Consider the following 23,837-nt stretch of genomic DNA (forward strand, 5'->3'; position numbering starts at 1 on the left):
CGATGAAAATACATTTGAAGCAAGGCTGGCGGTTAGCGGTGAAACATTTTTACATTGTTGTTTTATTATTTCTTTATCAGCTGATCTGGGGGTTCTTCCTTTACCGCTTCATTGATTCGGTCGTAGCTCCGCTGCTGCGGCGATATCCAAGCTCCGCTCCTTCAGAAGCAGCCGTTCAGCTATTCATGACCGAAGCACAATTCCAGCTGTTCAAGACCGATCTCATTAATCCTTACGTCTGGACGCTGGGCGGTCTCCTTGTTGCCCGAATGCTGATCACTCCCTTATTCAATGCCGGTCTATTCTATTCGTTAAATCAGTCCAGATCGAATGGAGGGACACGATTTCTAGAAGGCATTCGCAAAGCTTGGAAGCCTGTAGTTCTGCTTTACTGGATCGAGGTTATTTTATCTGTGGCTCCTGCTTGGTATGTGCTGCCGCGCTCACTGGATGCTCTGCTAGAGAGCGGCTCTATTCCAGAGCTACTGCAAACGGTGCTCCCTGGAGCCCTTCTATGGCTCCTATGGGGCACAGTACTGCATCTGCTGTTTCTAGCCATGCAATTCAGCGCTGCATCAGGAGGAAGCATATTCCGTTCCTTATGGCACGCTCTCCAAAATTTCCTCACCTATGCAGCTGTGTCGCTCATCATGTGGGGGATTGGAGCGGCTGCTGGGCTTGTGGTGACAAGTCTCTCCATGCTTTGGGCCGGGCTAATTGCACTTATCCTGCATCAAGGCTATTATCTCATTCAAACACTGATGAAGGTTTGGACGATTGCCGCGCAATATGACTTTTTGGAAACGAAAAGAATGTAGCAAACCAAAAAAGCCTTCAGCGTCCTCTAGATGCTGAAGCAAAAATAAACCTTCATTCCACGCTTTGCTGTGGTGTGGAGGTTTTTTTTACAACTAACCGCAACTAAATGATGGCAGTTCTGTATAAATAACTGAAAGAAAATCAAAAATGGGGGATATTCACAAATGATGCGTAAAAAACTAGTTATTATATCCATGGTATTGCTCTTATCGGGCGGTTCATTGGTTGCAGCAGACAAACTATTTCAGAAGGTAACGCTCCTTTATAATAATAAGCAATCCACTGACGATGCTGTCGTTGTGGATGATAAGGTTTATATTAGTATTCGTTCTTTAAGCGACAGCCTCCAAGCCTTCGTCCAATGGAAGAGCAGTGATAAGAAGCTCATTATTCAAAAGCCCAATGTGCATATGTTTCTAATGAACGAGAAGCGAGCTATGTTCGGACAGGTTGATAAAGGCAGTGTTCAGAAATTTTTAGTGCAAGCGCAAATCGATAATTTGAATATGGCGATTTCAGAGTTCAAAGTGACCATCGTTGATCCTAATGATAAGGAAACGACAATCGACAGCCGCAGCCAGGATGATGATGATTTTAAAGAGTTCGTCGAAAAAGACACCTTTTGGTTCAGCTCCAAGCTCGTTTCCTACGATTTTAAAAATGCTGGAAAATACAAGGTACAGTTTTGGATGCAGCAAAAAAACAACGATCCACAGCTCATTTCTGAAAAAATCGTTACTGCAAAATAAAACTTTTTTTCGATTGCCCAAAGGGGGCTGTTCTCATGAACAGCCTCCTTTGTCTATTTCTGCCGCTCTATCTGGAGCAGCAGCTAGGCTGTCTGAATCTACGCTTATTCACGAGTGATATAGATGAGATTTTTCTAATTTATTAGGAGCAAAATAGTGAAATACCGCCGTTTACGGCACTTTAAGCTAGTCCTTGCGATATAGCACCTAAAGGACAAATAGGTATATTTTACACAACATCCACATAATTAATGAAATTGACTCCATGTATTTAGTTAGAAAGCACTACTATGGCGTGTTTATATTACAGAAAGAACGGTTTAACGAAGCAAATTGTCAAAAGGTTACATGAGAATTATTAGAAATTGCCACTAAAGGCAGGAGATCATTGAAAATAATCGAATATTTCTCAAAGCAATAAAAAAACTGCCTAATTCCCTATTGGGATACGGGGGAACCACTTTGGGTGAATTGATTCCGACGTTTGAGTTTTTTTCAAACGCCCGAGGAATCATAGGGAGCCTTCAACCGAACCCCACAGCTAACCTCGTCGGCATTGGAAGGAGTTTCACAATTGAAGAAGATTACCGCATTAATCCTGGGTCTCGTTCTCGTGCTCGCTTTTCAAGCGGGAAGCGCTTTCGCTGACTCAAAATTGAACGGAATTGTTAATGATCTTATTGGCACTCCGTACAAAAGCGGCGGAACGTCGTCGAAAGGTTTTGATTGCTCCGGCTTCACGAGCTATGTGTTCGAGAAAATGGGCATTGAGCTTTCACGTACTTCTGGTTCGCAAGCAAAAGAAGGTACAAAGGTCGCTAAGGCTGACCTCATTGCGGGAGATCTTGTGTTCTTCGACACAGTTGGCGGCAATAATAGCGCCGTATCCCATGTTGGCATTTACATTGGAGATGGAAAGTTTGTACATTCATCCTCGAGCAGAGGCGTTGTAACTGACAAACTTAACTCCGAGTACTATGAGGGACGATATGTAACTGCTCGTCGTATCATGGATGCTGATTCATACCAAGCCAACGTTGACGTAAAATAGAGCAACCTAATCCCTCTTCTTGAGGATTGAACGGGTAGACTCATCTAGCAAAGCCGCAGTTTTTTGTCCTCTGACGACAAATGACTTGCGGCTTTGCTGTTTCATTCCAGCTGGAATGCGGCCGTTCACTGTTGCGCTTATGGAAGGAGCTATCACTGATGTATTTGTTTATTCACCGCAAGGATTTGCGTATTGCAGATTTGCGCGCTTTTGATTATTTGAAGAAAAAAGAGAAACAAGGCATTCATTTGCTAATCATAGATCCCGTTATTACAGGAGATGGCCGTTTAACTAGTCATAGCGGTCGAAATTTCATGGCGCAAGCCGCCTCGCTTCTGCACAGCTATTCTAATGCAGGAAAGGAACTGCATGTGCTTTATGGTAATCCTGCTGCGATCACCGAAGCACTGCTGCATGAGCATCCTATTGATGAGGTTATTGTTCATACAGACTATACGCCTTACTCACGGCAGCGAGATGAGCAGCTTGGGCTAATCACACGCAGCCTTGGCCGCCGCTGGATGTCTATTGCCGATTCACCTCTTGCTGATCTAGATGCTTTCCCGGCATTTGCTCGAAAAATGGAGCCATACAAGGTTTTCACACCCTTTTATCGCAAGTGGAGCAGCTTTATGCTGGAGTGCTATAGCCCAATGAGTGAAACGACGATTCATGAGCTTGCTACCTTAAGCGAAATTAATGCCAAGGTTGCGTTGTCCTTCGCTTTGCCCGAATCCGTTTCATGCGCCCTAGGCGGCACAAACGTGCAAGGATCGTCCAAAGGATTATCCAAGCTGGAACGGTTCGTACGAGAACGCCTTGCCTCTTATTCGGAGAGCAGGGACGCTTATGCCGACGATCATACAAGCCAGCTTGCACGTTTCCTTAATACGGGCGCCATCTCCGCCCGCCAAGCCTACGAAATGACCCAAGGGCTTCCGGGGTCTGAATCATGGGTAAGGCAGCTGGCATGGCGTGATTTTTATTTATATCAAGCGATGTATCATGATGATTTTTTTCGTTACGAGCAGCTCGCTGATATGTCCAAGCTCTCAGATGCTCATCTAGAAGCATGGGCTGCAGCTGCCACCGGCATTCCAATCATTGATGCGGCCATGACGCAGCTCAATCGTACAGGTGAGCTGCCCAACCGCTTGCGAATGGTAACAGCTATGTTTTTAACTAAAAATCTGCTATGTCCCTTCACGCTTGGCGAACAATATTTCCGCCTTCACTTAAGCGATTATGACAACACGCTTAATCGCGGCGGTTGGCTGTGGTGCTCTTCACTCGGGTATGACGCAGCGCCTTACTTCCGCATCATGAATCCCGCAACTCAGTCACAGACGCATGATCCTAGCGGCAGCTATATTAGGCGCTGGCTGCCTCATTTGAATCATTTGACAGACAAAGAGATTCATCAGCCGCAAAGCGGTGCCATCGTCGACTTGAAAGCATCACGCGCGCGCGCCATAGAGGTATACAAAACCATTCTTAAATAGCTGAAAACATTTAGAATAACACGTTTAATAATAAATAAACCTCCACACCCGCTTTGAAACAGCGAATGTGGAGGTTTTTTATAATTTGTAGTTCATTTAAGCCTTGGATCGTACGCTGTGAACTTGTTTTCTTCCGAGCAGGAGCATCGCCGCTAGCAGAAGCAGCATCAGTATAACTAAGCTGCTTATATACCATAACGTAGATTGCACGTTGTACTGATCCATTATCCAGCCAGTCAAACGCGGAAAAATCGCTCCTCCAAGCCCGCCGAATGCTACAAGCAAACTCGTTGTCCTCTCCGTCATACCTGGAATGAGCTCATTGGCATAAACAAGAGCGATACCGAATATACCCGAGAAGAACAATCCGCTAAGTGCGACAAAGGCAAGCATCCAGCTAAGCTGACCCATAACAGCCATTAAAACAAAAACGACCGAGGCGCCTGCTGTAGCAATAAGCAAATAACGCGAATAACCCATTCGATCAGCCAGCAGCCCCGCAAATAGACGCCCTAGCACCATCGTTCCCCAGAACAAGCTGAGCACCGCTGCCGCACTGGATTCTCCTACGCCTGAACGAACGATGAGAATAGAAGGCAGATAGTTGGAGAAGCTCATTTCCATTCCTACATAAAGCATAAAAAATAAAGCCGATAACAAGAGAAATGGAAGTGCTTTGCGCGGATAGCCAAAAAAGACAGATCCGCGAGTGGATTGCAATCCTTCCAACTCATTCGAATGGCCTTCCTTCACTTCCGGTGTTCGAGCAACTATACCAAGCTCATCATCCAGCTCTCCAAAGGACATCGTCAGCCAGAGAACAAAGGTGATGCCTGACATCGCTGCCAGAATCGGAAAGGAAACCTGCCATATGCTATGCTGAATCAGATAAGCCGCTGCAATTGGAATCAACAATGCGCCAACGCCAAAAAAGGTTTCCAATCGGCTCATTGCCGATGCCTTGCCGTTTTTTGCCATATCAATAATCATTGCGCCGACGACCGCTTCCGTCATCCCAAAGCCAAGACCCGCAAGCGGAGCAATCGCGAGCATCCAGCCCCATGGCAGCAGCAAACTGTATGCCGCCTCACTGAGCGTCAGTACGCCCATCGCAATCAGTACTGCGCCTCTTTTTCCAACTCTCGAAGTAATAGATGGCGCTAACAGAACACCCACCAGGAACCCGAGGAATTGATTCATAATCCATTGCCCGCCATCTTTATAGGTTAAACCATAATGAGCAATGAGCTGTTCCAAGATAGATCCGCCCACAACATGGGCAACTCCGATGACTAAATATGACAAGCAGCCTAGCCAGATCAACTTCTTCATTTTGATGCTTCTCCTTATTTACGCGCGATCAACGCACGCCTATCTGTTATAATAAACCTATTTCATTCGACATTCGCTCTATTCAGCTACTTTATTTCAAGCGGAGGTAAAAACAAATGACAAGCCATCAAAGCTCTATTCATTATAATCGAGATGAAGGCGATATGACCATATGCCCGCTCGAAACCGTCCATGCACAGCAACTATGCGGCTGGCGCTACGAGGCTCCATTTGATGTTTATAACTGGCCGGATTGGGAGCAAATGAAAAAAGACGAAATCGAATTTGGCGATTCCGTCCTTCGTGCTGCCCAATATATGGCTGTCCTAGACGCTCAGTCTGCGCTCATTGGGTTCGCGCAGTTTTTTCCTTTAACAGGCGTAACGCGGCTCGGTCTCGGATTGCGGCCTGATCTTTGCGGTAAAGGCCTCGGCCTTGCCTTCACACGTCTCATTGTCGCAGAGGCAATAAGGCGCACCCCTCAAAACGAAATTGATTTGGAGGTGCTTACTTGGAATATTCGTGCGATGCGCGTTTATGAACAAGCCGGTTTCCATATAACAGACACCTATGCACGGTCTACTCCCACTGGCTTTGCCGAATGCCATTGTATGGTTTATGAGCCAGCAGCCGCACGTTAACGACGCTGGGCTCCGCGCTCAGAATCCCTCAAATCCATAAGTAAAATAAGACCAGGCGCTGCTAGAACAGATACGGTTCTAATCCATGCGTGAGAATCGAGATCAGTATAGGCGCGCGAAACGATTGCACGTCGATGCTCATTGAGCTGGACGAGATTAGGAACAAAATAGGGACGCCAACACCAGTTGGCACCGCGGTATTGCTCCTCTCGCCTCCAAGCCTTGTCCGCATCGCGATAATAGTTGGATGAGAGCTGAATACCGCTCTCATTGCACAAATAAACCCGAATGCAATGGTCGTAAAGCTCGGGAAGCAGCCCCTCTATCCAATCATCCTCATGATCCAGGTAACGCGTCTCCTGAACAAGCGCAACCCACTGCTCTGCCAGCTTCTCCGATTGCCGCTGCCAATAGCGTTCAGTTCCAACGAAATGCAGCAGATGCTGATCAAGCTCCGCTTCAATTAGAGATGCAAAACAAGCAGGCTCACGAAACTCCGGCTCTGCCCTTGCAAACATATAGCCTTGGACGTAACGGGCGCCTGCCTGAATTGCGCGAGCTAAGTCCTCCCTTGTCTCCACTCCCTCGACGAGGAGCGAAGCTCCAATTTGCTCTGCTAAATCAGAGAAGGATCGCAGCACGCCGAAATAACCGTCATGAGTCGCGCTTTTCTTAATCATATGAATATCGATTTTGAGCAGGTTAGGCTGAATGTGAGCAATCCGATCCGTATTGCTAAAACCACTGCCTACATCATCGATTGCAATTAAACAACCCCTTGCCCGGTATATGTCGACAACAGAACGAAGCCTATCCATGGAACCTTGGAAGCTTTCCTCCGTTATCTCGATGACAATTCGTTTCGGGTCTATTCCGTACTTATCAAGCAGCGACAACGTGTAGAGCTCGCCAATCTCCTCATACCGATAAATCCAAGACGGCTTCAAATTAATGAATAACATCGGCTGCTGTTCTTCCATTGAAGCCAGCTTCGAGAATGCTTGCTCCCGCAGTACCCGGTCCACAATAATGTGGTCCTCTTCTGGAATTTGCTCATTGCAGAAGAAAGGTCCAAGACTCCTCACGGAATCACCCTTTACAGCTCGAGCAAGCACCTCGTAACCCATAATGCGTCTTGTATCCATCGCTATAATGGGCTGATAAAATGCAGCTAATGTTTCACCATCCAATTCAAGCGCTTTCGGCAACAGCAACGATGATGAGCACTCATTCATGTCGTTCTCCTCTATGTTAGATCAATGTCAAATTATATGTCATGTTGTATTGAATAACATTGTAATAGAGTCGACATAAAATGTAAAGATCCGACAGGAGCACTACTTATATGAAGTTTTATGTCGAATGCTTATATCAATCTAATGATTTGGGTCACCTTATCGTCTTGTGAAACCTCTATGATGTGATGTTTGCTATTATACGTAATGACACCGCTGCCTACCTCAATGACCGGATTCTCTCCTAGCCCAAAGAAAACATCATCCGCCAAAGCCTCCATCACTTCATGCCGATCGCTTACAGGCAGCTGAGCCCATTCATCAGGCTCCATTTCAAAAAAAGTATAGCTATTCTCAATTTCAGCCACAGCTGCTGTAAAATCCTTCAATATATCTGAATATTCTCTTGCATGTCTTACGCCCATTTGCGTATACCACCTTTGCTATCGTCATTTTTTGTACATATCTCTCTACTATTCTACCGCATTTTATCATTTTTTAACGCATTCGCCTTAAATCATTCCATATACTCTAACTTCAGAATACCCATTTGTCGATAATATAAGAAGTAGAGAAATGTCGAAAATGTATTGGACGGGGTGTATGATGAAAAATTCAACAATTATTGGTTTGGTGCTAGGATTAGTCGCTGTACTTGGAGGCATGGTTTTAAAGGGAGCACACCTGTCCTCTCTTGCAAATCCAGCTGCTTTTATGATTATTATTTTGGGAACTATAGCCTCCGTCATGATCGCCTTCCCGATGTCCGAGCTATCCAAAGTCGGTAAACTATTCAAAATGGTGTTCACTGAGCAAAAGCTGCCTATGCGTGATGAGCTGATTCAGCGCTTCATGGAATGGGCTTCCATTACACGTCGCGAGGGTTTGCTCGCTCTTGAAGCAAAAGTTGACGAGATTGAAGATACATTTCTTCGTAACGGCATGCGTATGATTATTGACGGAAATGACCAAGATTTTGTACGCGATGTTTTACTTGAGGATATTGCCGCAACAGAAGACCGCCACAAAGCGGGGGCACTTATTTTTACGCAAGCAGGCACATATGCCCCTACACTTGGGGTACTCGGAGCAGTTGTCGGCCTCGTTGCCGCACTTGCTGATATGAGCGATATGGGAAAACTAGCACATGCCATCGCAGGAGCTTTTATCGCAACACTTCTTGGTATCTTTACAGGTTATGTATTATGGCATCCTATTGCTAATAAACTGAAGCGCATGTCTAAGAAAGAAATTCAAATCCGTCTTATGATGGTGGAAGGCCTTCTTTCTATTCAATCCGGCGTATCAACGATCGCTATTAATCAGAAGCTATCTGTTTTCCTTACACCTACAGAAAGATTGAAGATGAGGGAAAAGGAGGAAGGCGCCGTTGAGCAGAAAGCATAGACATGAAGAACACGAGGAGCATGTGGATGAATCATGGCTCATTCCTTACGCCGATTTGCTCACCCTGCTGCTAGCACTCTTTATCGTGTTGTACTCCATGAACTCCGTCGACGTAAAGAAGTTTGAAGAAATGTCGAAAGCATTTAGTTTAGCACTCAGCACTGGCAGCGGTATTCTAACCGAAACGTCCGCTGTGAAAAGCGGCGAGGATGACGGGAAGAAGCAAAAAGAAGAAGGCGGCAAGCTTCCCGACAAGGATGTCAACAAAAATCAATCTGCTGAAGAGAAAGCTCGCGAGGAACTTATTAAGCAGGAGCAGAAGGATCTCGAGGATCTAAAGAAAAAAGTAGATGCCTATATTCAGAAGAACGGCCTGACATCTGATCTTGAGACGAAGCTAAATCTCTCACAGCTGATGATTACGATTAGCGACAACGCATTATTTGCACCGGCACAAGCAACCGTTAAGCCTGAATCGAAGGAGCTTGCCGTTGCGATCAGCAAAATGCTGCAGCAGTATCCTGATTACGAGGTCATCGTTTCCGGTCATACCGATACAACGCCGATCTCGACTTACCAATTTAAATCAAACTGGGATTTGAGCTCTATGAGGGCGATTCGTTTCTTGGACGTCTTGCTCGAAAATAAACAACTGAAACCTGAGCGCTTTAGCGCTATCGGTTACGGAGAGTATCGCCCTGTTGCCGACAACGAGACGGTTGCAGGCAAATCCAAAAACCGTCGTGTAGAGGTTTCGATCATTCATACGTACGCCGATGTCACAAATGCCCAGCAATTAAATGTGAAAAAACCATAATAAAAAAACCTGAATCAACTCGCCCTAAGCGTGTGATTCAGGTTTTTTTGTCGTTATACGAATGAATGTTTCCTGCTTAGACCGGCTCATAGCTTAATGTTTCGAACAAAGTCGCCTTCTCGGCTTCGCTCAAATCACGCCATTTGCCAACATGAAGACCGCCGAGCTGGATGTTCATAATACGCTGACGCTGCAGTCTCCGAACATGATAACCGAATGCTTCGCACATTCTACGAATTTGACGATTGCGGCCTTCCGTTAAAATAATGCGGAATACGCGGTCCGTCACTCTTGTTACAACACATGGCAGTGTCATGCTGCCGAGAATATGAACTCCGCTTGCCATTCCTTTTAAGAACGCTTCTGTCATCGGTTTATCTACTGTGACCAAATATTCTTTCTCATGCTTGCCTTCTGAGCGTAGAATCGGATTGACGATATCACCGTCATTCGTGAGAAGAATTAATCCCTCCGAATCCTTGTCCAGCCTCCCGATCGGGAAGATACGCTCCTCATGACCAACAAAATCAACAATATTGCCTTTAATATGAAGCTCGGTTGTACAGGTAATGCCTACCGGCTTATTAAGCGCAATATAAACATGATTTTTTTGCTCGCCAATTTTGCGGCCATCAACACGTACATCGTCACCTATTTCAGCTTGGCTGCCGAGCTGTGCCTTTTCTCCATTGATCGTAACACGTCCGCTGTCTACGAGCTTATCCGCCTCACGTCTGGAGCAATAACCTGTTTCACTAATAAACTTATTGATTCTCAAAGCTGCTTCACCCCGTTGTATGTAATGCCAAGTCGGCAATTTTGTCCGATGAATAATATTGAATCATCGATGACTTGCTTGCTGCCTTCATTTGTCCAGCTTGTCCCGCCGCTCTTCTCATTGCCAAAGCTACATCCTCGCCCTTAATCGGCCGATACTTGCGCAGCGGACCAACCATCACAAATTGCAGCCCTTTCGAAACGACAGCTCCAAACGCTTCACCAGGTCGAGCCTGCGGTCTTTCGCCTAGCAGAAGCGAGGGTTGGAACACTTGAACTAGCGGAATGCTCAGCTTAGCAATCGCATCCTGCAGTTCCCCTTTCACTCTGCTGTAAAATATTTTCGAGCTGGAGGAAGCCCCCATAGCCGTCACGATAGAAAATAAAGAAGCATTCGTTCGTTCTGCAAACCTGGCAAGCGTGAGCGGATATTCGTAATCTACTTTGCGGAAGGCTTCTTGCGTCTTCGCCACCCTGATCGTCGTGCCAAGCGTACAAAATACGACGTCTGCATGTACCTGCTCCAGCGTTTGATCCAAATCCTCAAAGGAGATAACGATCATATTCAGTTTGGAGAGCTCATTTGCTCTGCCCAAAGTTTTCGTCTCTAGCGGCCGCCTTACAATAACGGTTACCATCGTCACCAGCGGATCACGAAGCAGCTGACGGAGCAAAGCTGCTCCGATCAAACCAGTGGCTCCTACGAGTAAGGCGCTGTAGCCTGAAGCATCATGAAGCACGTTCTCTTTTTGCCATGAACCATCTACAGAAGATTCCTGCTTCAACGAGAATCCCTCCTCTTACATTTCCGTTAGAAGCCCGATCTGTGCTTATGCTTCCAGTATACCGCTCTCCCGTGTTTCTTTCAAAGCTGGCAGCAGCAAATGTATCGTTGTTCCGACATTAACCTGGCTTTTAATATCCATCGTTCCGCGGTGGCTGTTAATAATACGCTGACTAACCATAATGCCGAGCCCTGTGCCCGTTTCCTTCGCTGTAAAAAAGGGATCTCCAATTTTCGGTATCATATCGTCCGGGATGCCCATTCCTTCATCCGTTATCGTGATCGAAATGTATTCCCGTTTATGGTTAATATGAATATGGATTCGTCCACCATTTGGCATCGCTTCAATCGCATTTTTCAGCAAATTAATAAAAACTTGCTTCAATTGATTTTCTTCACATGAAATTAAGCAAGAATCATCGGTTAGAGTAACACAAAACTCGATATTATGAAGAAGTGCCTCACTGTTCATTAACGCAATAACATCTTGCAGTACATCCCGTATGTCCTTGGTGACAAACCTCGTCGCTTGCGGCTTCGCTAGAATGAGAAACTCGCCAACAATGAGATTGATCCGGTCAAGCTCCGATAACATAAGCGTTACGTGGGAAAGCGCCAGCTTCTTACTCTCCTGCTGGAGCTGCAGGAAACCGCGCAGCGTCGTCAGCGGGTTGCGAATTTCATGGGCTACGCCTGCTGCTAGCTGCCCTACTGTCGTCAGCTTCTCCGACCTGCGCAGCAGCTCTTCCATTTTGTTACGGCTCCTCATGTCTCTTGAAATGCTGGCAAAGGCACGAATCGTTCCGTCCGAATCACGAATTGGCGATATGGTTACACTTACAGGTATCAGCTCTCCAAGCTTCGTCATTCGTATCGTTTCCTGAGCTGGCAGTACTTTGCCCGACAAGATCTGGTTTAACATATCCCTCATCTCTGCATGATGAGAGTCGGGAAGAATAGGATTAATGAGACCAATTGCTTCTTCTTCCTCATAACCAAAGAGCAGCTCGAAAGCACGGTTTACTTGAATAACCTTACCATCCAAATCAATAAGATGAATCGCATCGCTCGTGTGGTTAATAAATGACTCCAAATGCTCCTTCATCCGGCGGTTTTCCTCAAACGCTCTGCGCAGCTTGTTCATATATATACTTAGATTTTGCGACATCGCATTGACCTTAAGAGCCAGCAAGCCGAATTCATCCTTGCGTTTAATTCGAATCGGCTGTTGAAACCTTGCAGATGAAACCTCGTTAACCTTCCATAATATATCTTTTAAAGGTCTAATCATTACTCCTACCAGCCAATAGCTAATAAAGAGGACGAGCACCATCGATATGCCCGTATAAATAAATGAATCATTTCGCTTCTGCGCGATAAGATCATTAATTCCCTTACTGTCATAAACGACACTTATAATGTAGTTGCCCATCTGCTTCGTATAATAATAACTTCTAAAATAGCATTTTCCATTGATCTCCATCTTTCGAAGCTCAAAACCTGTTTTCTTTACATCGGTTATAATAGATTGATCGCTATTCGAATCCAAATACGTGTAAGTACCGTAACGAACAGCCAACGTATCTTGCTCAAATACTGTAATTTCATTTATATTTGGATTTAATGTTTTTACGATATCAAAGATATGCCCAGGGCCTGAGCGATCCTTCTCCGGAAAGATATAGCCTGAACCTGACTTCTTCTCGTAAGAGGAAAATGTGTTCGCCACATGCATGGAAGTATCGTGCATCGCTCGTTTTGCTTGCTCACGCATGCTTTGAATCATCGAATACTCACTAAGCATGTGCTGGAATATAAAAAACGTCAGAACGATAAGCGTGATCAAGACTGAAAATTTCATCTTTATTGACAATGAATGACACATCCTTTTACACAAAAACGTTTTTATTAACAACTTATACACAATATCCACAATTACTGTGCACAGCTCTGAATAAATTGTGAGTATTTATGTGTATATCATGATAGTTATCCACAATGTTATCCACGACATGTTAACAACGGAATATTTGTTCGTTGTATAATGAATAAATAGTAAAGGAGTTATTGTATATGACAAGAGAGCAAGAAGATCAGAAATGGATGCTGGAAGCTATTGAAGAAGCCAAAAAAGCCGAGCAAATTGGAGAGGTTCCTATCGGGGCTGTTATCGTCAGAAACAATGAAATCATCGGAAGAGGCTACAATTTGCGTGAGACGAGGTTTGATCCAACCGCTCATGCCGAAATGGTAGCTATTCGTGACGCCTGCGATCGCATCGGCGCATGGAGATTATTAGATTGTACATTGTATGTCACGTTGGAGCCTTGTCCAATGTGCGCCGGCGCCATTGTTCAATCTCGGGTTAAACGTGTCGTTTATGGAACAACCGACCCGAAGGCTGGATGTGCTGGGACACTCATGAATTTACTGCAAGAGCCCCGTTTCAACCATGAAACGGAGCTCACTAGTGGTATTTTACAGCCTGAATGCTCAAACCTGTTGACTCAATTTTTCCGACGGCTTCGAGAGAGATAATATTCTCTACATATCGTCGCGGCGTATCGTAATATGTGTTAGCTCGTTTCTTTGTATATGCTGTAACGCAACAATTAGTTGATCGGCCTCTTCGCTAATCGCTAGAACATCCGGATCTGTCAGACTGCCGCGCGCTTCGGCTATTTCATGAAGCTTTAGCCGCAACGACTGCAATTGTTTAAGCAAGTGTTTTTTGTCCATAGCTCGCTTCGGGGCACGCTCCTTATCTAGCACTCGTGTGGTAATGCTTCTATTATACTCGTAGAGCAATAAGGAGTTTGTAAAAACTTGTCGACGAACGTAGACAATTTTCGGGCATTATTCGACAAAATGAAGTTATTTTATCCAATTTCTAGTTCTTTTTAACTAGTAAAATCGATCAATATATGGAAAAAGTTACTTGCGTTAAATATAGAATAGTAAAATATACATATATATGAATAATTGAAAAATGTTAATAAAATCACAAATATGCTAATAACGCTCATCAAGTGCTTTAATGTTAAAAAATCCGATAAATGGTTTCAGCGATTTACGGGTAATGGTGTCGAATGCCAGAAAAAACGGCTGTTAAAGAAGCTGTTTTAAGCGGCAGCATGCGCCTCGGATTTGGTCCAAATCCTCCACATCTTTGTAGCTATTATGAGGATAAATCCATTTGTATTATAAGAAAGTATGAAGTAAAATTATTTAAAACATTAGTCGTAATACAGGGAAATGAACATAAATTAGGATGTCGGGATGTGCCTTTGTGAATAATAAAGCAGTAATTTTGGGTTGTAATTATTATATAGGTTTAAGCACCATTCGTTGCCTAGGCATTAACGGTGTACATACGGTTGCCGTAGATTATTCGACTAAAGATACCTATGGCGCCGATTCAAAATATACGTCTGAGAGACTAATCTCTCCTCATTATAAAGAAGACACGGCAGCGTTCATTCGTTTCTTGAAGGAATATGCCCGCAAGCAAAGCGCTCCTCCTGTCCTTATTCCATGCCACGATTCTTATCTTGAGGTTATCGATGAGCATTTGGAAGAGCTTAGAGAACACTATCTCATACCACAAGACATTCCGGGCATATACTCGGATATGATGAATAAAGAAGTGCTGCAGCGCCTTTCTCTAGAAAATGGCGTAGCTGTTCCCGAAACGGTCCGTGTAGACGAAGATCGTTTTTTTGAGAAGATCGACGAAATCATTAAATATCCTTGTATCGTCAAACCAACAGATTCTCCATCCTTCGTTGCCAAGTTTAGACGCAAGCTCTTTAAGGTACATAGCCGCGCTGAGCTCGAACAAGCGCTGGCCAAAGCGAAGGAAGCGAGCTTGGAAGTCATCGTACAGCGTATCATCCCAGGTTTCGACGATCATATGTATACGTTCGACGCGTATTTAAACCAAGATTCAAAGGTCACTCACTGGGTCACTTGTCAAAAATTCCGCCAATATCCGATCAACTTCGGCGCATCCGTGTATACAGGACAGAGATACGTACAAGAGCTGTTCGATATCGGAGCTCCTTTTCTAGAGAAGATGAAATGGAAAGGCTTCGCGGAGATTGAATTCAAAAAAGACGCCGAAACTGGCCGTTTTTATTTAATCGAAGTCAATTGCCGGATTACCAACCTGAACAACCTGCTGTACCGAGTTGGGGTAAATATTCCATGGATTACTTACCAAGAGTTAACTGGCGGCAACCTTGTGCCTCCCAAAGCCGTCAAAGAGAATACGAACCGTGTTTTCTGGTACGGATATGAGGACATGCTTGCTGTTCGCGATTACATCAAGACGGGTCAATTGACTTGGAAGCAAGTATTCGTATCCTTGTTTAAACCGAAAGCTTATGCGATCTGGGATTGGAAGGACCCGAAACCAGCCTTTTCCTATGCGGCTATCATCGGTGGCAAGCTTACGAAAAAGCTTCTAAGAAGATAGCCTGCGAAAATAGTAATAGGTAATAGAATGGAGCTGATCGTATGTTATTGACCTCCTTACTGAAAGATCTGGATTACACGCTCGTGAAAGGCGATTTGCATATTGAAGTAAGCTCCATTGCCTTTGATTCGAGGGAAGCTTCAGCCAATGGCGTATTTGTCGCTATAACGGGCTTTTCGGTTGATGGACACCATTTCATCGAAAAAGCAATCGCACTTGGTGCGACCGTCGTTATTGTGGAGAAGGATGTTCATGTGCCAGCAGGAATAACGGTACTGCAAGTTAACGACACGCGTGAGGCGCTCGCCCTGGTATCTGCAAACTTCTATCATCGCCCGACTGAGCAAATGAATCTTCTCGGCATCACTGGAACAAACGGGAAGACATCGACCACATATTTTCTAAAATCTATATTCGAGCAAACGGGGACAGCCCTCGGAATTATCGGCACGATCGGCACAGTTATCGGCGACAAGCTGATTCAAAACAAAAATACGACGCCGGAATCGCTGTATTTGCAACGAATCTTCGTCGATATGATTGAATCACATATGAAGCATTGCGTCATGGAGGTTTCTTCGCATGCGCTCAATTTGAAACGCGTTGCTCATTCCAGCTTCAAAACTGGCATTTTCACAAATCTAACGCCGGATCATTTGGAGCTTCACCATACGATGGAGGAATATTTCGAAGCGAAGGCTTTGCTGTTCGACATGACGACGGACTTTAACATTATTAATGCAGATGATAAATTTGGCCGTATCCTCATTGACCGATTGCAGCATAAAGGCCCAAAGCTGGTTACTTATGGCATTGAGCAGGAAGCTGACATTTACGCGACGGATATTACTTATTATGCCGACTATACGACTTATAATGTAAATACGCCAAAGGGCAGCATCGCAATTAAAGTAAACCTGCCTGGGACGATCTACGTATATAATAGTCTAGCCGCTATTGCAACGGCTTATTGCAATCAATTTACGCTACAGCAAATCGCAGACGGCATTTTGGCTGTTGAGGGTATTAAAGGCCGGCTGGAAGTTGTCTATCAAGATGAGGATACGAAGATCATCGTCGATTTTGCTCATACCGAGGACAGCCTAGAGAAGGCATTAAAAACAATCCGGCCTTTTACCAAAGGCAAAATCATTCTCGTGTTCGGCGTTTACGCATCTGATGGGGAATCAGGCACAGAGAAACGTAGAGCGATGGCTAAGGTAGCCGCTACATTTGCTGATTTTTCCGTAATCACCTCTGATAATCCCAAGGAGCAGGATAATAACCTGATTATTAGGGAAATTATTGAAGGAGTCGAAGCTTATAACGGAGCTTATGAGGCCGTTATCGACCGGAGAGACGCTATTGCTTTTGCCATTGATATCAGTAGAAAAGACGATGTCATTCTCATTGCCGGCAAAGGTCATGAAACATCGCAAATTATTGGGAAAACGGAAATCCCATTTAATGAATCGGAAATCGTCAGGGAAATCAAATTAAAAACGATGTGACTGCGCTTAAAACAATAAAGTTAATGAAAGGTATTCCACATGTGCGGTTTTGTAGGTTTTGCAGATAGTCGTCCCGACGTTGATCAAGTAGCCATTATTAAAGATATGATGGATATGATCGTTCATAGAGGTCCCGATAGTGGCGGTATCTATTCAGATGAGGAAGTAACTTTAGGATTTAGACGCCTCAAAATTATAGATATGTCTGAAGAAGCCAGCCAACCGATTTACAACGAGGATAAAAGCTGTGTTCTTGTATTTAATGGAGAAATCTACAATTATCAAGAGCTGCGCGAAGAGTTGATTCAGTGCGGGCATACCTTTGTTAGCCATACGGACAGCGAGGTTATCATTCATGCTTATGAAGAGTATGGAACCTCGCTGCTTCAGAAGTTACGAGGCATGTTTGCTTTTGCGATATGGGATACGAATACGGAAACGATGTTTCTCGCCAGGGATTTCTTTGGCATAAAGCCGTTGTATTATACACAAAACACAACGGATAATTCCTTCTTATTCAGCTCTGAAATCAAAGCTTTCTTAAAGCAGCCTGCCTTCCGCAAAGAGCTGAACAAGGATGCGCTCAAGCCTTACCTGACCTTTCAATACTCCGTGCTTGATGAAACGTTTTTTAAAGGCGTGTACAAGCTGAAGCCTGGTCACTATATGCTTTACAAACAAGGCAAGCTGGAAGTGAAGCCTTATTGGGACGTTAACTTTGCAGAAGAACCGAACAGCCTGTCCCATTACGTCAACCAAATTAAAAGCACAGTAAAAGAATCAGTCGCCTATCACCAAATCAGCGATGTGCCGGTCGGGTCTTTTTTGTCCGGAGGCATTGATTCCAGTTATATTACCGCTTTGCTAAAACCAAACAAAACATTTTCCGTCGGCTTTGAGGATTATGAAGGCAACTTTAATGAGACGAACCTCGCAGAGGATTTGTCAGAAATTTTAAACATCGAAAACTATAAACGACTGGTTTCAGCGGATGAGTGCTTCAAGATGCTGCCAACGATTCAGTATCATATGGACGAACCGCAGTCCAACCCTTCCTCCGTGCCTCTCTATTTCCTAGCAGAGCTTGCGAGCAAGCATGTGACCGTGGTGCTCTCTGGAGAAGGCGCAGACGAAATTTTCGGCGGTTATGATTGGTACGATACGACACCAGCGATGAAAAAATACAAGAAGCTTCCGTTTGCAATCAGGCGGCCGTTATCATTATTAAGCGGCAAGCTGTCCAAAAACAGAATCACCTCCTTTGTCGTAAAAGGCGGACAGCGGGTTGAGGAACGTTTTATCGGTCAAGCGCATGTGTTTGAAGAAGCTGATGCCTTAGCCCTATTGAAGGACGAATATAAGCAAGGACCATCCGTACAAAGCATTACGAAGACTGTATATGATCAAGTGCGGGGCAAAGATGATATAACCAAAATGCAATATCTCGATCTGAAGCTTTGGCTTCCGGGAGATATTCTTCTTAAGGCAGACAAAATGAGCCTCGCCCATTCCATTGAGCTGAGAGTTCCATTTTTAGACAAAGTGGTTATGGATCTGGCTTCAAAGCTGCCTACTGATCTTCGTGTACATCCAAGCAATACGAAGTATGCGCTGCGTACAGCTGCGAAGGAAGTACTTCCCGATGAATGGGCGAATCGACCAAAGGTTGGTTTTCCTGTACCTATTAGGCACTGGCTAAGACAGGAGAAATATTATAAGCTCGTTAAGGACATGTTTCTCTCGGACCGAGCGAAGCTGTTCTTTCATACCGATGAGCTGATGAAATATCTGGATTCGCATTATTCAGGCAAGCAGAACTACGCTAGATACATTTGGACAGTGTATGTGTTCCTTATATGGCATAAGACGTTCTTCGAGCAAGCGTAACAGGCATAGGGCAGCCACCGGCTGCCTGCTCGTTACACACTGTCGCATAACTATTACGGCTATAAAGTAAAGGAGCCACCAACATGAAAAGAATGATCAAGCTCCTGGTGTTATTGGGTATTATATTTTTTATTTATACATTGTTTACGAAAGAAGATGCAAAACCTGTATTCAATGAGAAAGTCGATTCTACACCAACGACTGCCCCTACTCCAGAAATAGAGCAAGGAACAATTACAGTAATAAGCAAAGACGAAGCAACGCAGCAGCCAATTAAAGATGCTGTATTTACAATAACCGCTGCTAATAGCGGATCGGTTATCGGCACCATGACAACAGACGAAATGGGTAAAACAACATCTATTCTGCTCGATTACGGTACCAGCTATAAGATAAAACAACAGAAGGTCGGCAGGCCTTATCAGCTGTCGGAGGAAGAGCATCAAATAGCGGTTAACGGCCCTGCACAAGAGCTGACAACCACCAACAAAACGTTTGAATATGTGAAGGATTATGAGCGGGCAGCTGATGGCTCCGTTAACATTAAGAAGGTTTATATCGATGTCGATACCATTATGCAGAAGCCTGAGCTGCCTAACGGCTGTGAAATTACTTCATTAACCGCGGTACTCAATTATTACGGATATGACGTTACCAAAACAGAAATGTCGGATAATTATTTGCCGAAGCAAGCTTTTATCACCAAAAACAATAAATTGTATGGGCCTGATCCCTATAAATCATACGCTGGCGAACCTAGGTCGTTAAAAGGCGGATTTTTCAGCTTTGCACCTCCTATCGTGGAGGCGGCTAACTTGTATTTTGATGTCGCAGGGCGCAGCAACAGTACTTCAGATATTAGCGGCAGCACGCGAGAGGAAATCATCGAGCAGCTTAATAAAGGGATTCCTGTCGTAACTTGGATTACGCTTGATCTCACGCCGCCAAAAATGAATTACGCTTGGTATTTCAGTGATACTGGTGAATATTATTCAGCTCCTATTAATTTGCACGTTGTTGTCCTAAATGGATATGAAGATGGTAAAGTACATGTAATGAATCCGTTAAAAGGACAAGTTACTTACGATGCAGACACTTTTTTTAACAGCTATGACGCAATGGGAAGCCATGCTATGATCGTTGAATAACTAAATCATTTCAATTAAACACTTCATTAAAAGTAGGTTGAGGCAATGGAAGCTAAAAGCTTAGGCATCATAGGCGGGATGGGCCCAAAAGCAACATCCGTATTTTTCGATATGATTATCGAGCAAACGGCAGCAGACCGTGATCAAGAGCATATTGATATCGTCATTCTCAATCATGCCACTTTGCCAGATCGAACAGGTGTCATATTAGAAAACAAAGGCGAGTTGTTTCTCAAAGCGGTTGCTAAAGATTTCAAAATCCTTGAGGCAGCAGGCGTATCTAATATTGCGATTCCTTGCAATACGTCGCATTATTTCTATAATGATATGCAGCAAATGACAAGCATAAATATAATTAACATGGTGGATGAGACGCTGAAAAAGATCCATGACACCTTTGGAGAACACTGCAAGATTGGTATTCTAGCTACAAATGGAACGGTTAGCAGCGGCGTGTATCGTCATGGCTGCAATCAGTATAATATGCACCTTCACGAGCCTGAAGAAGCCATTCAGGAGCATGTGATGGACATTATCTACAACAAGGTCAAACGTAATTTGCCTGTTGAGCCTTCTGAGTTTGAAGGCATCATTAACCACTTGCTCGTGCAGGATGAGTGCCAGTGTGTGATCATCGCATGCACGGAATTATCCTGCATACCGATCCAAAAAGACGTCGCAGCCTTTTGTGTAGATGCAATGACGGTGCTTGTACAAAGATCTATTGAGCTGTCGGGCAAACAAACCATCGCGAAATAAGAGCATTACAAAAAATCCGGAGATCATTCTCTGGATTTTTTTGTGCTTTGGGCTTGTACTATTTTAGATTAAAGAAGATTGAGTTCTACATTAATGTTGCCTCTAGTTGCTCTAGAATACGGACATACCTGATGAGCGGCTTCGACCAATTCCTTCGCTACGTCTGCTTCAACGCCCTCAAGCGCAATATCCAGCTTCACAGCCAGCTCATATCCGCCATCTGCATCCTTACCAAGCGTAACATGAGCGGTTACTTCGGTTTTCTCCACTTTAATTTTCTTCATCCGGCACACAACGTTAAGAGCACTCTCGAAGCAAGCTGCGTAACCTCCTGCAAACAATTGCTCTGGGTTCGTTGCACCACCGACTCCTCCAAGCTCTTTAGGGGCTCTCACATCTACATTCAAAATATTATCGCTTGAAACAAGCTTGCCATCTCTTCCACCTGTTGCCGTTACCGTAGCTGTATATAAGTTTTGCATCATTAATTCCTCCGTTTAGGTTTTTATTTTAGTTTAAACGTTACTTTGCAAGCTTTAGACCTTGAAGCTCCTCATGAAAAAGCACCTTATCGACAATGGCCTTGTATTTAACCTCCGTTACTTGAAATAACATCTTGTTTTCTTATTGCCAAAGAGAGCCTTCTCTATTCTCCTCATACAATTTGGTGCAGTGAAGAAATTGTATTTTATACAATTTAATTTGATAGAACATAATATACACTCGCTCATAGGCGATGTCAATAGTGCGAAGAGAAATATGCTGAACTAACAAAAAAAGATTTCCTCCCAAATTAACGGGAAGAAATCTTATTGTTTAATTATATTCAGTTGAAATAGGAATCCTCATCCGATCTTAGAAATTCGCTCTGTTACACATTAAGTTGTGGGTTCTAGACTAATCTCAATTGTTTTCTTTCCTAAGCGTTTGTTCAAATAATCACGATTTGCCAAAATGCGATCATCCATCGGCCTAAATTGTGCTGCTTTTTCATTATGATCGTACGCAGCTTCGTAATCACCTATGCCATCGTAACAAACGCATAGCTGAAGCTGCGGCAGCCATGTAGAACAAGCTAAATTCTCAAAGCCCCAGTTCTGTTCCGGCTTCTCTGTGCTGAGCGCTAATTTATACCAATAAATTGCCAGCTTATACTCTTGACGCTGTAAGAAATAATAACCGAGGCGGCAACAAAATTCCGGACGAGGCTTGTCGTAATGAAATGAGCGGAAGATCGAATCGACCACATTGCGTACTTCATTAAGCTCGCTGTAGCAATCCGCAAGCCTGCCGCAGGAAGCAATGTTATCCTCAATCCATCCTTTGCCCGTCGCAAGAAATTTTTCGTAATACCTTATAGCAGCCTCATATTTCCCATGGTCCTTAAGCTCATTGGCATAATAGAATAAATCGCGCGGAGAAAAGATTTCCCCTTTAGCCAGTCGTTTCTCATAAATGTTCAAATTGCGATCACTGTCATGATGTATACTGCTATGGGTTACAGCGATATCACTGCTCAATATATCCCCGTAAACTTCAAGGTACTCATGAACAGGACCAATCCATTTGAAAGCCCGCGATTTTTTTACAATTCGGTTTCGTCTTAGCTTTGAAGTTACATTACCGAATTCATCAAACGCCAAGTGGTATTCCATAGATATGGAGTCGACGGCAGGATCTACATTTTGCTTTAACGCCAGCAGTTTCTGCTGATCGATTTCCTTCAAAATATCATCTGCATCCAGCCACATAATATGGGATTTGGTTGCTAAAGAAAAAGCATAGTTGCGAGCTGCCGCAAAATCATCGATCCATGTAAAATGCTCGATGCGATCGGTAAACTCGCTCGCAACCTGCTTCGTTAAATCCGTAGAACCCGTATCCACAATAATAATCTCATCAGCGATATCTTTCATGGAAGCTAGACATCGACCGAGCGTTTTCTCTTCATTTTTGACAATGAGGCACAAGCTGATGGAAATCAACGAAACCACACTCCCACGAGTCGATTAGATTGATACATCATATTCTCATGCCATTGTCCTGTTACTTCTGCTTTATTAACTAACCCGAATGATGGTCAAAGCCGCACCCGCTCCGCCGCCTAACAGCGTTGCTGCTCCTAATAATCCAAACATTTGAAGCGTTATGGTACTGCCTGCTGTCAAAGTAACAATGACATCATTATTAAAGCTTGATACGCTTAGAACTGGAGCCACGGTAGAAGCAAGATTCGCTGTACCATTAATCACCAGACGAGTGCTAAGAAGTAAGGCAGCCGTGATATTGATCTGATAAGTGATATAATATCTGCCTGCATTAACAACTGTGAAGGTATCATTAAGTCCATTGACGGTAATATTAGGGCTAAGGTTTTGTGAGCTCGGGAGAGGTACATTCGTTCCTCCGAGCACAACAGCGATAATTGCACCTGTCGTATTGCCAGCATAACTAGAATCAGCCGTAGGTTCAGCACCGGTGGCTCCTGTTGCTCCTGTGGCACCATTCGTTCCAGTGGCTCCTGTTGCTCCTGCCACTCCTGTCGCACCTGTTACACCTTCAGCTCCTGTTGCTCCTGTAGAGCCCGTTACACCTGTTACACCATCGGCTCCTGTTGCTCCTGTGGAGCCCGTTACACCCGTTGCTCCTGCTACCCCTGTCGCACCTGTTACACCTTCAGCTCCTGTTGCTCCTGTCGCACCTGTTACACCTTCAGCTCCTGTTGCACCTGTGGAGCCCGTTACACCTGTCGCACCTGTAGAGCCCGTTACACCCGTTGCTCCTGCTACCCCTGTCGCACCTGTTGCACCTTCAGCTCCCGTTGCTCCTGCTACTCCTGTCGCACCTGTTACGCCTTCAGCTCCTGTTGCTCCTGTGGAGCCCGTTACACCTGTTGCTCCTGCTACCCCTGTCGCACCTGTTGCACCTTCAGCTCCTGTTG

24 protein-coding genes and 1 riboswitch are annotated in these 23,837 nt (G+C 44.4%); of the genes, 14 read left to right on the top strand and 10 right to left on the bottom strand.

Annotation, left to right across the window (positions count from 1 at the left end; all coding sequences use genetic code 11):
- The first annotated feature begins 2 nt into the window (after positions 1 to 2).
- The 4 genes from ACIFSR_RS00195 to ACIFSR_RS00210 all read left to right on the top strand — a co-directional run bounded on the left by ACIFSR_RS00195 (position 3) and on the right by ACIFSR_RS00210 (position 4,121).
- Positions 3 to 818, top strand: coding sequence for a hypothetical protein (locus tag ACIFSR_RS00195; protein ID WP_339205965.1), 816 nt, complete (start codon positions 3 to 5; stop codon positions 816 to 818).
- Positions 819 to 983: 165 nt separating this feature from the next.
- Entirely contained in the window at positions 984 to 1,568 is a 585-nt protein-coding gene (locus ACIFSR_RS00200; protein ID WP_339205963.1) for a hypothetical protein, read from the top strand.
- 417 nt (positions 1,569 to 1,985) lie between these two features.
- Positions 1,986 to 2,139, top strand: a riboswitch (cyclic di-AMP (ydaO/yuaA leader).
- A 3-nt stretch (positions 2,140 to 2,142) separates the two neighbouring features.
- Positions 2,143 to 2,619 carry a C40 family peptidase gene (locus ACIFSR_RS00205; protein ID WP_339205961.1) on the top strand — a complete coding sequence of 159 codons (477 nt, stop codon included), beginning with the start codon at positions 2,143 to 2,145 and terminating at the stop codon, positions 2,617 to 2,619.
- A 158-nt stretch (positions 2,620 to 2,777) separates the two neighbouring features.
- Positions 2,778 to 4,121, top strand: coding sequence for a deoxyribodipyrimidine photo-lyase (locus ACIFSR_RS00210; RefSeq protein ID WP_339205960.1), 1,344 nt, complete (start codon positions 2,778 to 2,780; stop codon positions 4,119 to 4,121).
- Positions 4,122 to 4,217: 96 nt separating this feature from the next.
- On the opposite strand, the gene ACIFSR_RS00215 is transcribed toward ACIFSR_RS00210, so the two are convergent.
- On the bottom strand, positions 4,218 to 5,453 hold the full coding sequence (locus ACIFSR_RS00215; protein WP_430053933.1) for an MFS transporter: 1,236 nt from the start codon (positions 5,451 to 5,453) through the stop codon (positions 4,218 to 4,220).
- Between the two features lie 116 nt (positions 5,454 to 5,569).
- On the opposite strand from ACIFSR_RS00215, the gene ACIFSR_RS00220 reads away from it, so the two are divergent.
- Positions 5,570 to 6,094, top strand: a complete 525-nt coding sequence (locus ACIFSR_RS00220; protein ID WP_430053936.1) for a GNAT family N-acetyltransferase — start codon at positions 5,570 to 5,572, stop codon at positions 6,092 to 6,094.
- Here the strand turns inward: ACIFSR_RS00220 and ACIFSR_RS00225 are convergent.
- Positions 6,091 to 7,329, bottom strand: a complete 1,239-nt coding sequence (locus ACIFSR_RS00225; protein WP_430053939.1) for an EAL domain-containing protein — start codon at positions 7,327 to 7,329, stop codon at positions 6,091 to 6,093. The two genes, ACIFSR_RS00220 and ACIFSR_RS00225, sit on opposite strands and share 4 nt — an antisense overlap.
- Before the next feature lie 131 nt (positions 7,330 to 7,460).
- On the bottom strand, positions 7,461 to 7,754 hold the full coding sequence (locus tag ACIFSR_RS00230; protein ID WP_076271564.1) for a hypothetical protein: 294 nt from the start codon (positions 7,752 to 7,754) through the stop codon (positions 7,461 to 7,463).
- 181 nt (positions 7,755 to 7,935) lie between these two features.
- Between ACIFSR_RS00230 and motA the strand changes: the two genes are divergently transcribed.
- Together motA and ACIFSR_RS00240 are read left to right on the top strand one after the other, a co-directional pair.
- Positions 7,936 to 8,736: a flagellar motor stator protein MotA gene (gene motA, locus ACIFSR_RS00235; protein WP_054027115.1), complete on the top strand. Its 801-nt coding sequence runs from the start codon at positions 7,936 to 7,938 to the stop codon at positions 8,734 to 8,736.
- Positions 8,720 to 9,553: a flagellar motor protein MotB gene (locus ACIFSR_RS00240; RefSeq protein ID WP_339205957.1), complete on the top strand. Its 834-nt coding sequence runs from the start codon at positions 8,720 to 8,722 to the stop codon at positions 9,551 to 9,553. Before motA ends, ACIFSR_RS00240 begins: the two co-directional genes overlap by 17 nt.
- Before the next feature lie 76 nt (positions 9,554 to 9,629).
- On the opposite strand, the gene rluF is transcribed toward ACIFSR_RS00240, so the two are convergent.
- Genes rluF through ACIFSR_RS00255 form a run of 3 tightly spaced genes read right to left on the bottom strand, consistent with a single transcriptional unit; the run spans position 9,630 to position 12,987 of the window.
- Positions 9,630 to 10,331, bottom strand: coding sequence for a 23S rRNA pseudouridine(2604) synthase RluF (gene rluF, locus ACIFSR_RS00245; protein ID WP_076271562.1), 702 nt, complete (start codon positions 10,329 to 10,331; stop codon positions 9,630 to 9,632).
- A 7-nt stretch (positions 10,332 to 10,338) separates the two neighbouring features.
- On the bottom strand, positions 10,339 to 11,115 hold the full coding sequence (locus tag ACIFSR_RS00250; RefSeq protein WP_430053943.1) for an NAD(P)H-binding protein: 777 nt from the start codon (positions 11,113 to 11,115) through the stop codon (positions 10,339 to 10,341).
- 45 nt (positions 11,116 to 11,160) lie between these two features.
- A complete protein-coding gene (locus ACIFSR_RS00255; protein WP_430053947.1) occupies positions 11,161 to 12,987 on the bottom strand; it encodes an ATP-binding protein in 1,827 nt (608 codons plus the stop codon).
- Between the two features lie 200 nt (positions 12,988 to 13,187).
- Here ACIFSR_RS00255 and tadA point away from each other — a divergent pair, with 200 nt between their 5' ends.
- Positions 13,188 to 13,652, top strand: a complete 465-nt coding sequence (gene tadA / locus ACIFSR_RS00260; protein WP_076271560.1) for a tRNA adenosine(34) deaminase TadA — start codon at positions 13,188 to 13,190, stop codon at positions 13,650 to 13,652.
- Between the two features lie 6 nt (positions 13,653 to 13,658).
- Here the strand turns inward: tadA and ACIFSR_RS00265 are convergent, their stop codons facing one another.
- Positions 13,659 to 13,853 carry an aspartyl-phosphate phosphatase Spo0E family protein gene (locus ACIFSR_RS00265; protein ID WP_076271559.1) on the bottom strand — a complete coding sequence of 65 codons (195 nt, stop codon included), beginning with the start codon at positions 13,851 to 13,853 and terminating at the stop codon, positions 13,659 to 13,661.
- 350 nt (positions 13,854 to 14,203) lie between these two features.
- Here ACIFSR_RS00265 and ACIFSR_RS00270 point away from each other — a divergent pair, with 350 nt between their 5' ends.
- The 6 genes from ACIFSR_RS00270 (at position 14,204) to ACIFSR_RS00295 (ending at position 20,896) form a co-directional block, all read left to right on the top strand.
- The gene (locus tag ACIFSR_RS00270) at positions 14,204 to 14,407 is read left to right on the top strand and encodes a hypothetical protein (protein WP_339205953.1); all 204 of its coding nucleotides are present in this window, start codon (positions 14,204 to 14,206) and stop codon (positions 14,405 to 14,407) included.
- On the top strand, positions 14,404 to 15,591 hold the full coding sequence (locus ACIFSR_RS00275) for a carboxylate--amine ligase (RefSeq protein WP_076271558.1): 1,188 nt from the start codon (positions 14,404 to 14,406) through the stop codon (positions 15,589 to 15,591). The genes ACIFSR_RS00270 and ACIFSR_RS00275 overlap by 4 nt, the downstream gene beginning before the upstream one ends.
- A 41-nt stretch (positions 15,592 to 15,632) precedes the next feature.
- Positions 15,633 to 17,102 (top strand): UDP-N-acetylmuramoyl-L-alanyl-D-glutamate--2,6-diaminopimelate ligase, encoded by a 1,470-nt coding sequence (locus ACIFSR_RS00280; RefSeq protein WP_430053951.1) that lies wholly within the window; start codon positions 15,633 to 15,635, stop codon positions 17,100 to 17,102.
- Positions 17,103 to 17,141: 39 nt separating this feature from the next.
- Positions 17,142 to 18,989 carry an asparagine synthase (glutamine-hydrolyzing) gene (asnB, locus tag ACIFSR_RS00285; protein ID WP_430053954.1) on the top strand — a complete coding sequence of 616 codons (1,848 nt, stop codon included), beginning with the start codon at positions 17,142 to 17,144 and terminating at the stop codon, positions 18,987 to 18,989.
- 83 nt (positions 18,990 to 19,072) lie between these two features.
- Entirely contained in the window at positions 19,073 to 20,137 is a 1,065-nt protein-coding gene (locus tag ACIFSR_RS00290) for a C39 family peptidase (RefSeq protein WP_430053957.1), read from the top strand.
- A 45-nt stretch (positions 20,138 to 20,182) separates the two neighbouring features.
- Positions 20,183 to 20,896 (top strand): aspartate/glutamate racemase family protein, encoded by a 714-nt coding sequence (locus tag ACIFSR_RS00295; RefSeq protein WP_339205949.1) that lies wholly within the window; start codon positions 20,183 to 20,185, stop codon positions 20,894 to 20,896.
- Between the two features lie 68 nt (positions 20,897 to 20,964).
- Here the strand turns inward: ACIFSR_RS00295 and ACIFSR_RS00300 are convergent, their stop codons facing one another.
- The 3 genes from ACIFSR_RS00300 to ACIFSR_RS00310 form a co-directional block, all read right to left on the bottom strand.
- Positions 20,965 to 21,378 carry an organic hydroperoxide resistance protein gene (locus tag ACIFSR_RS00300; RefSeq protein WP_076271553.1) on the bottom strand — a complete coding sequence of 138 codons (414 nt, stop codon included), beginning with the start codon at positions 21,376 to 21,378 and terminating at the stop codon, positions 20,965 to 20,967.
- A gap of 396 nt (positions 21,379 to 21,774) precedes the next feature.
- Complete coding sequence (locus tag ACIFSR_RS00305; RefSeq protein WP_430053960.1) at positions 21,775 to 22,881, bottom strand: tetratricopeptide repeat-containing glycosyltransferase family 2 protein; 1,107 nt, start codon at positions 22,879 to 22,881, stop codon at positions 21,775 to 21,777.
- Between the two features lie 75 nt (positions 22,882 to 22,956).
- The coding region (locus ACIFSR_RS00310) for a BclA C-terminal domain-containing protein (protein WP_430053963.1) at positions 22,957 to 23,837 on the bottom strand (881 nt) is incomplete at its 5' end.

Source organism: Paenibacillus sp. NRS-1760 (assembly GCF_050467785.1).
In the GTDB taxonomy this organism is placed as follows: domain Bacteria; phylum Bacillota; class Bacilli; order Paenibacillales; family Paenibacillaceae; genus Pristimantibacillus.

Excerpts from the sequence above, each read along its gene's own strand:
- ACIFSR_RS00195 (WP_339205965.1), top strand. The coding sequence starts at position 3 with ATGAAAATACATTTGAAGCAAGGCTGGCGGTTAGCGGTGAAACATTTT.
- ACIFSR_RS00200 (WP_339205963.1), top strand. The coding sequence starts at position 984 with ATGATGCGTAAAAAACTAGTTATTATATCCATGGTATTGCTCTTATCG.
- ACIFSR_RS00210 (WP_339205960.1), top strand. The coding sequence starts at position 2,778 with ATGTATTTGTTTATTCACCGCAAGGATTTGCGTATTGCAGATTTGCGC.
- ACIFSR_RS00215 (WP_430053933.1), bottom strand. The coding sequence starts at position 5,453 with ATGAAGAAGTTGATCTGGCTAGGCTGCTTGTCATATTTAGTCATCGGA.
- ACIFSR_RS00220 (WP_430053936.1), top strand. The coding sequence starts at position 5,570 with ATGACAAGCCATCAAAGCTCTATTCATTATAATCGAGATGAAGGCGAT.
- ACIFSR_RS00225 (WP_430053939.1), bottom strand. The coding sequence starts at position 7,329 with ATGAATGAGTGCTCATCATCGTTGCTGTTGCCGAAAGCGCTTGAATTG.
- ACIFSR_RS00230 (WP_076271564.1), bottom strand. The coding sequence starts at position 7,754 with ATGGGCGTAAGACATGCAAGAGAATATTCAGATATATTGAAGGATTTT.
- motA (WP_054027115.1), top strand. The coding sequence starts at position 7,936 with ATGAAAAATTCAACAATTATTGGTTTGGTGCTAGGATTAGTCGCTGTA.
- tadA (WP_076271560.1), top strand. The coding sequence starts at position 13,188 with ATGACAAGAGAGCAAGAAGATCAGAAATGGATGCTGGAAGCTATTGAA.
- ACIFSR_RS00265 (WP_076271559.1), bottom strand. The coding sequence starts at position 13,853 with ATGGACAAAAAACACTTGCTTAAACAATTGCAGTCGTTGCGGCTAAAG.
- ACIFSR_RS00270 (WP_339205953.1), top strand. The coding sequence starts at position 14,204 with ATGCCAGAAAAAACGGCTGTTAAAGAAGCTGTTTTAAGCGGCAGCATG.
- ACIFSR_RS00280 (WP_430053951.1), top strand. The coding sequence starts at position 15,633 with ATGTTATTGACCTCCTTACTGAAAGATCTGGATTACACGCTCGTGAAA.
- asnB (WP_430053954.1), top strand. The coding sequence starts at position 17,142 with ATGTGCGGTTTTGTAGGTTTTGCAGATAGTCGTCCCGACGTTGATCAA.
- ACIFSR_RS00290 (WP_430053957.1), top strand. The coding sequence starts at position 19,073 with ATGAAAAGAATGATCAAGCTCCTGGTGTTATTGGGTATTATATTTTTT.
- ACIFSR_RS00295 (WP_339205949.1), top strand. The coding sequence starts at position 20,183 with ATGGAAGCTAAAAGCTTAGGCATCATAGGCGGGATGGGCCCAAAAGCA.
- ACIFSR_RS00300 (WP_076271553.1), bottom strand. The coding sequence starts at position 21,378 with ATGCAAAACTTATATACAGCTACGGTAACGGCAACAGGTGGAAGAGAT.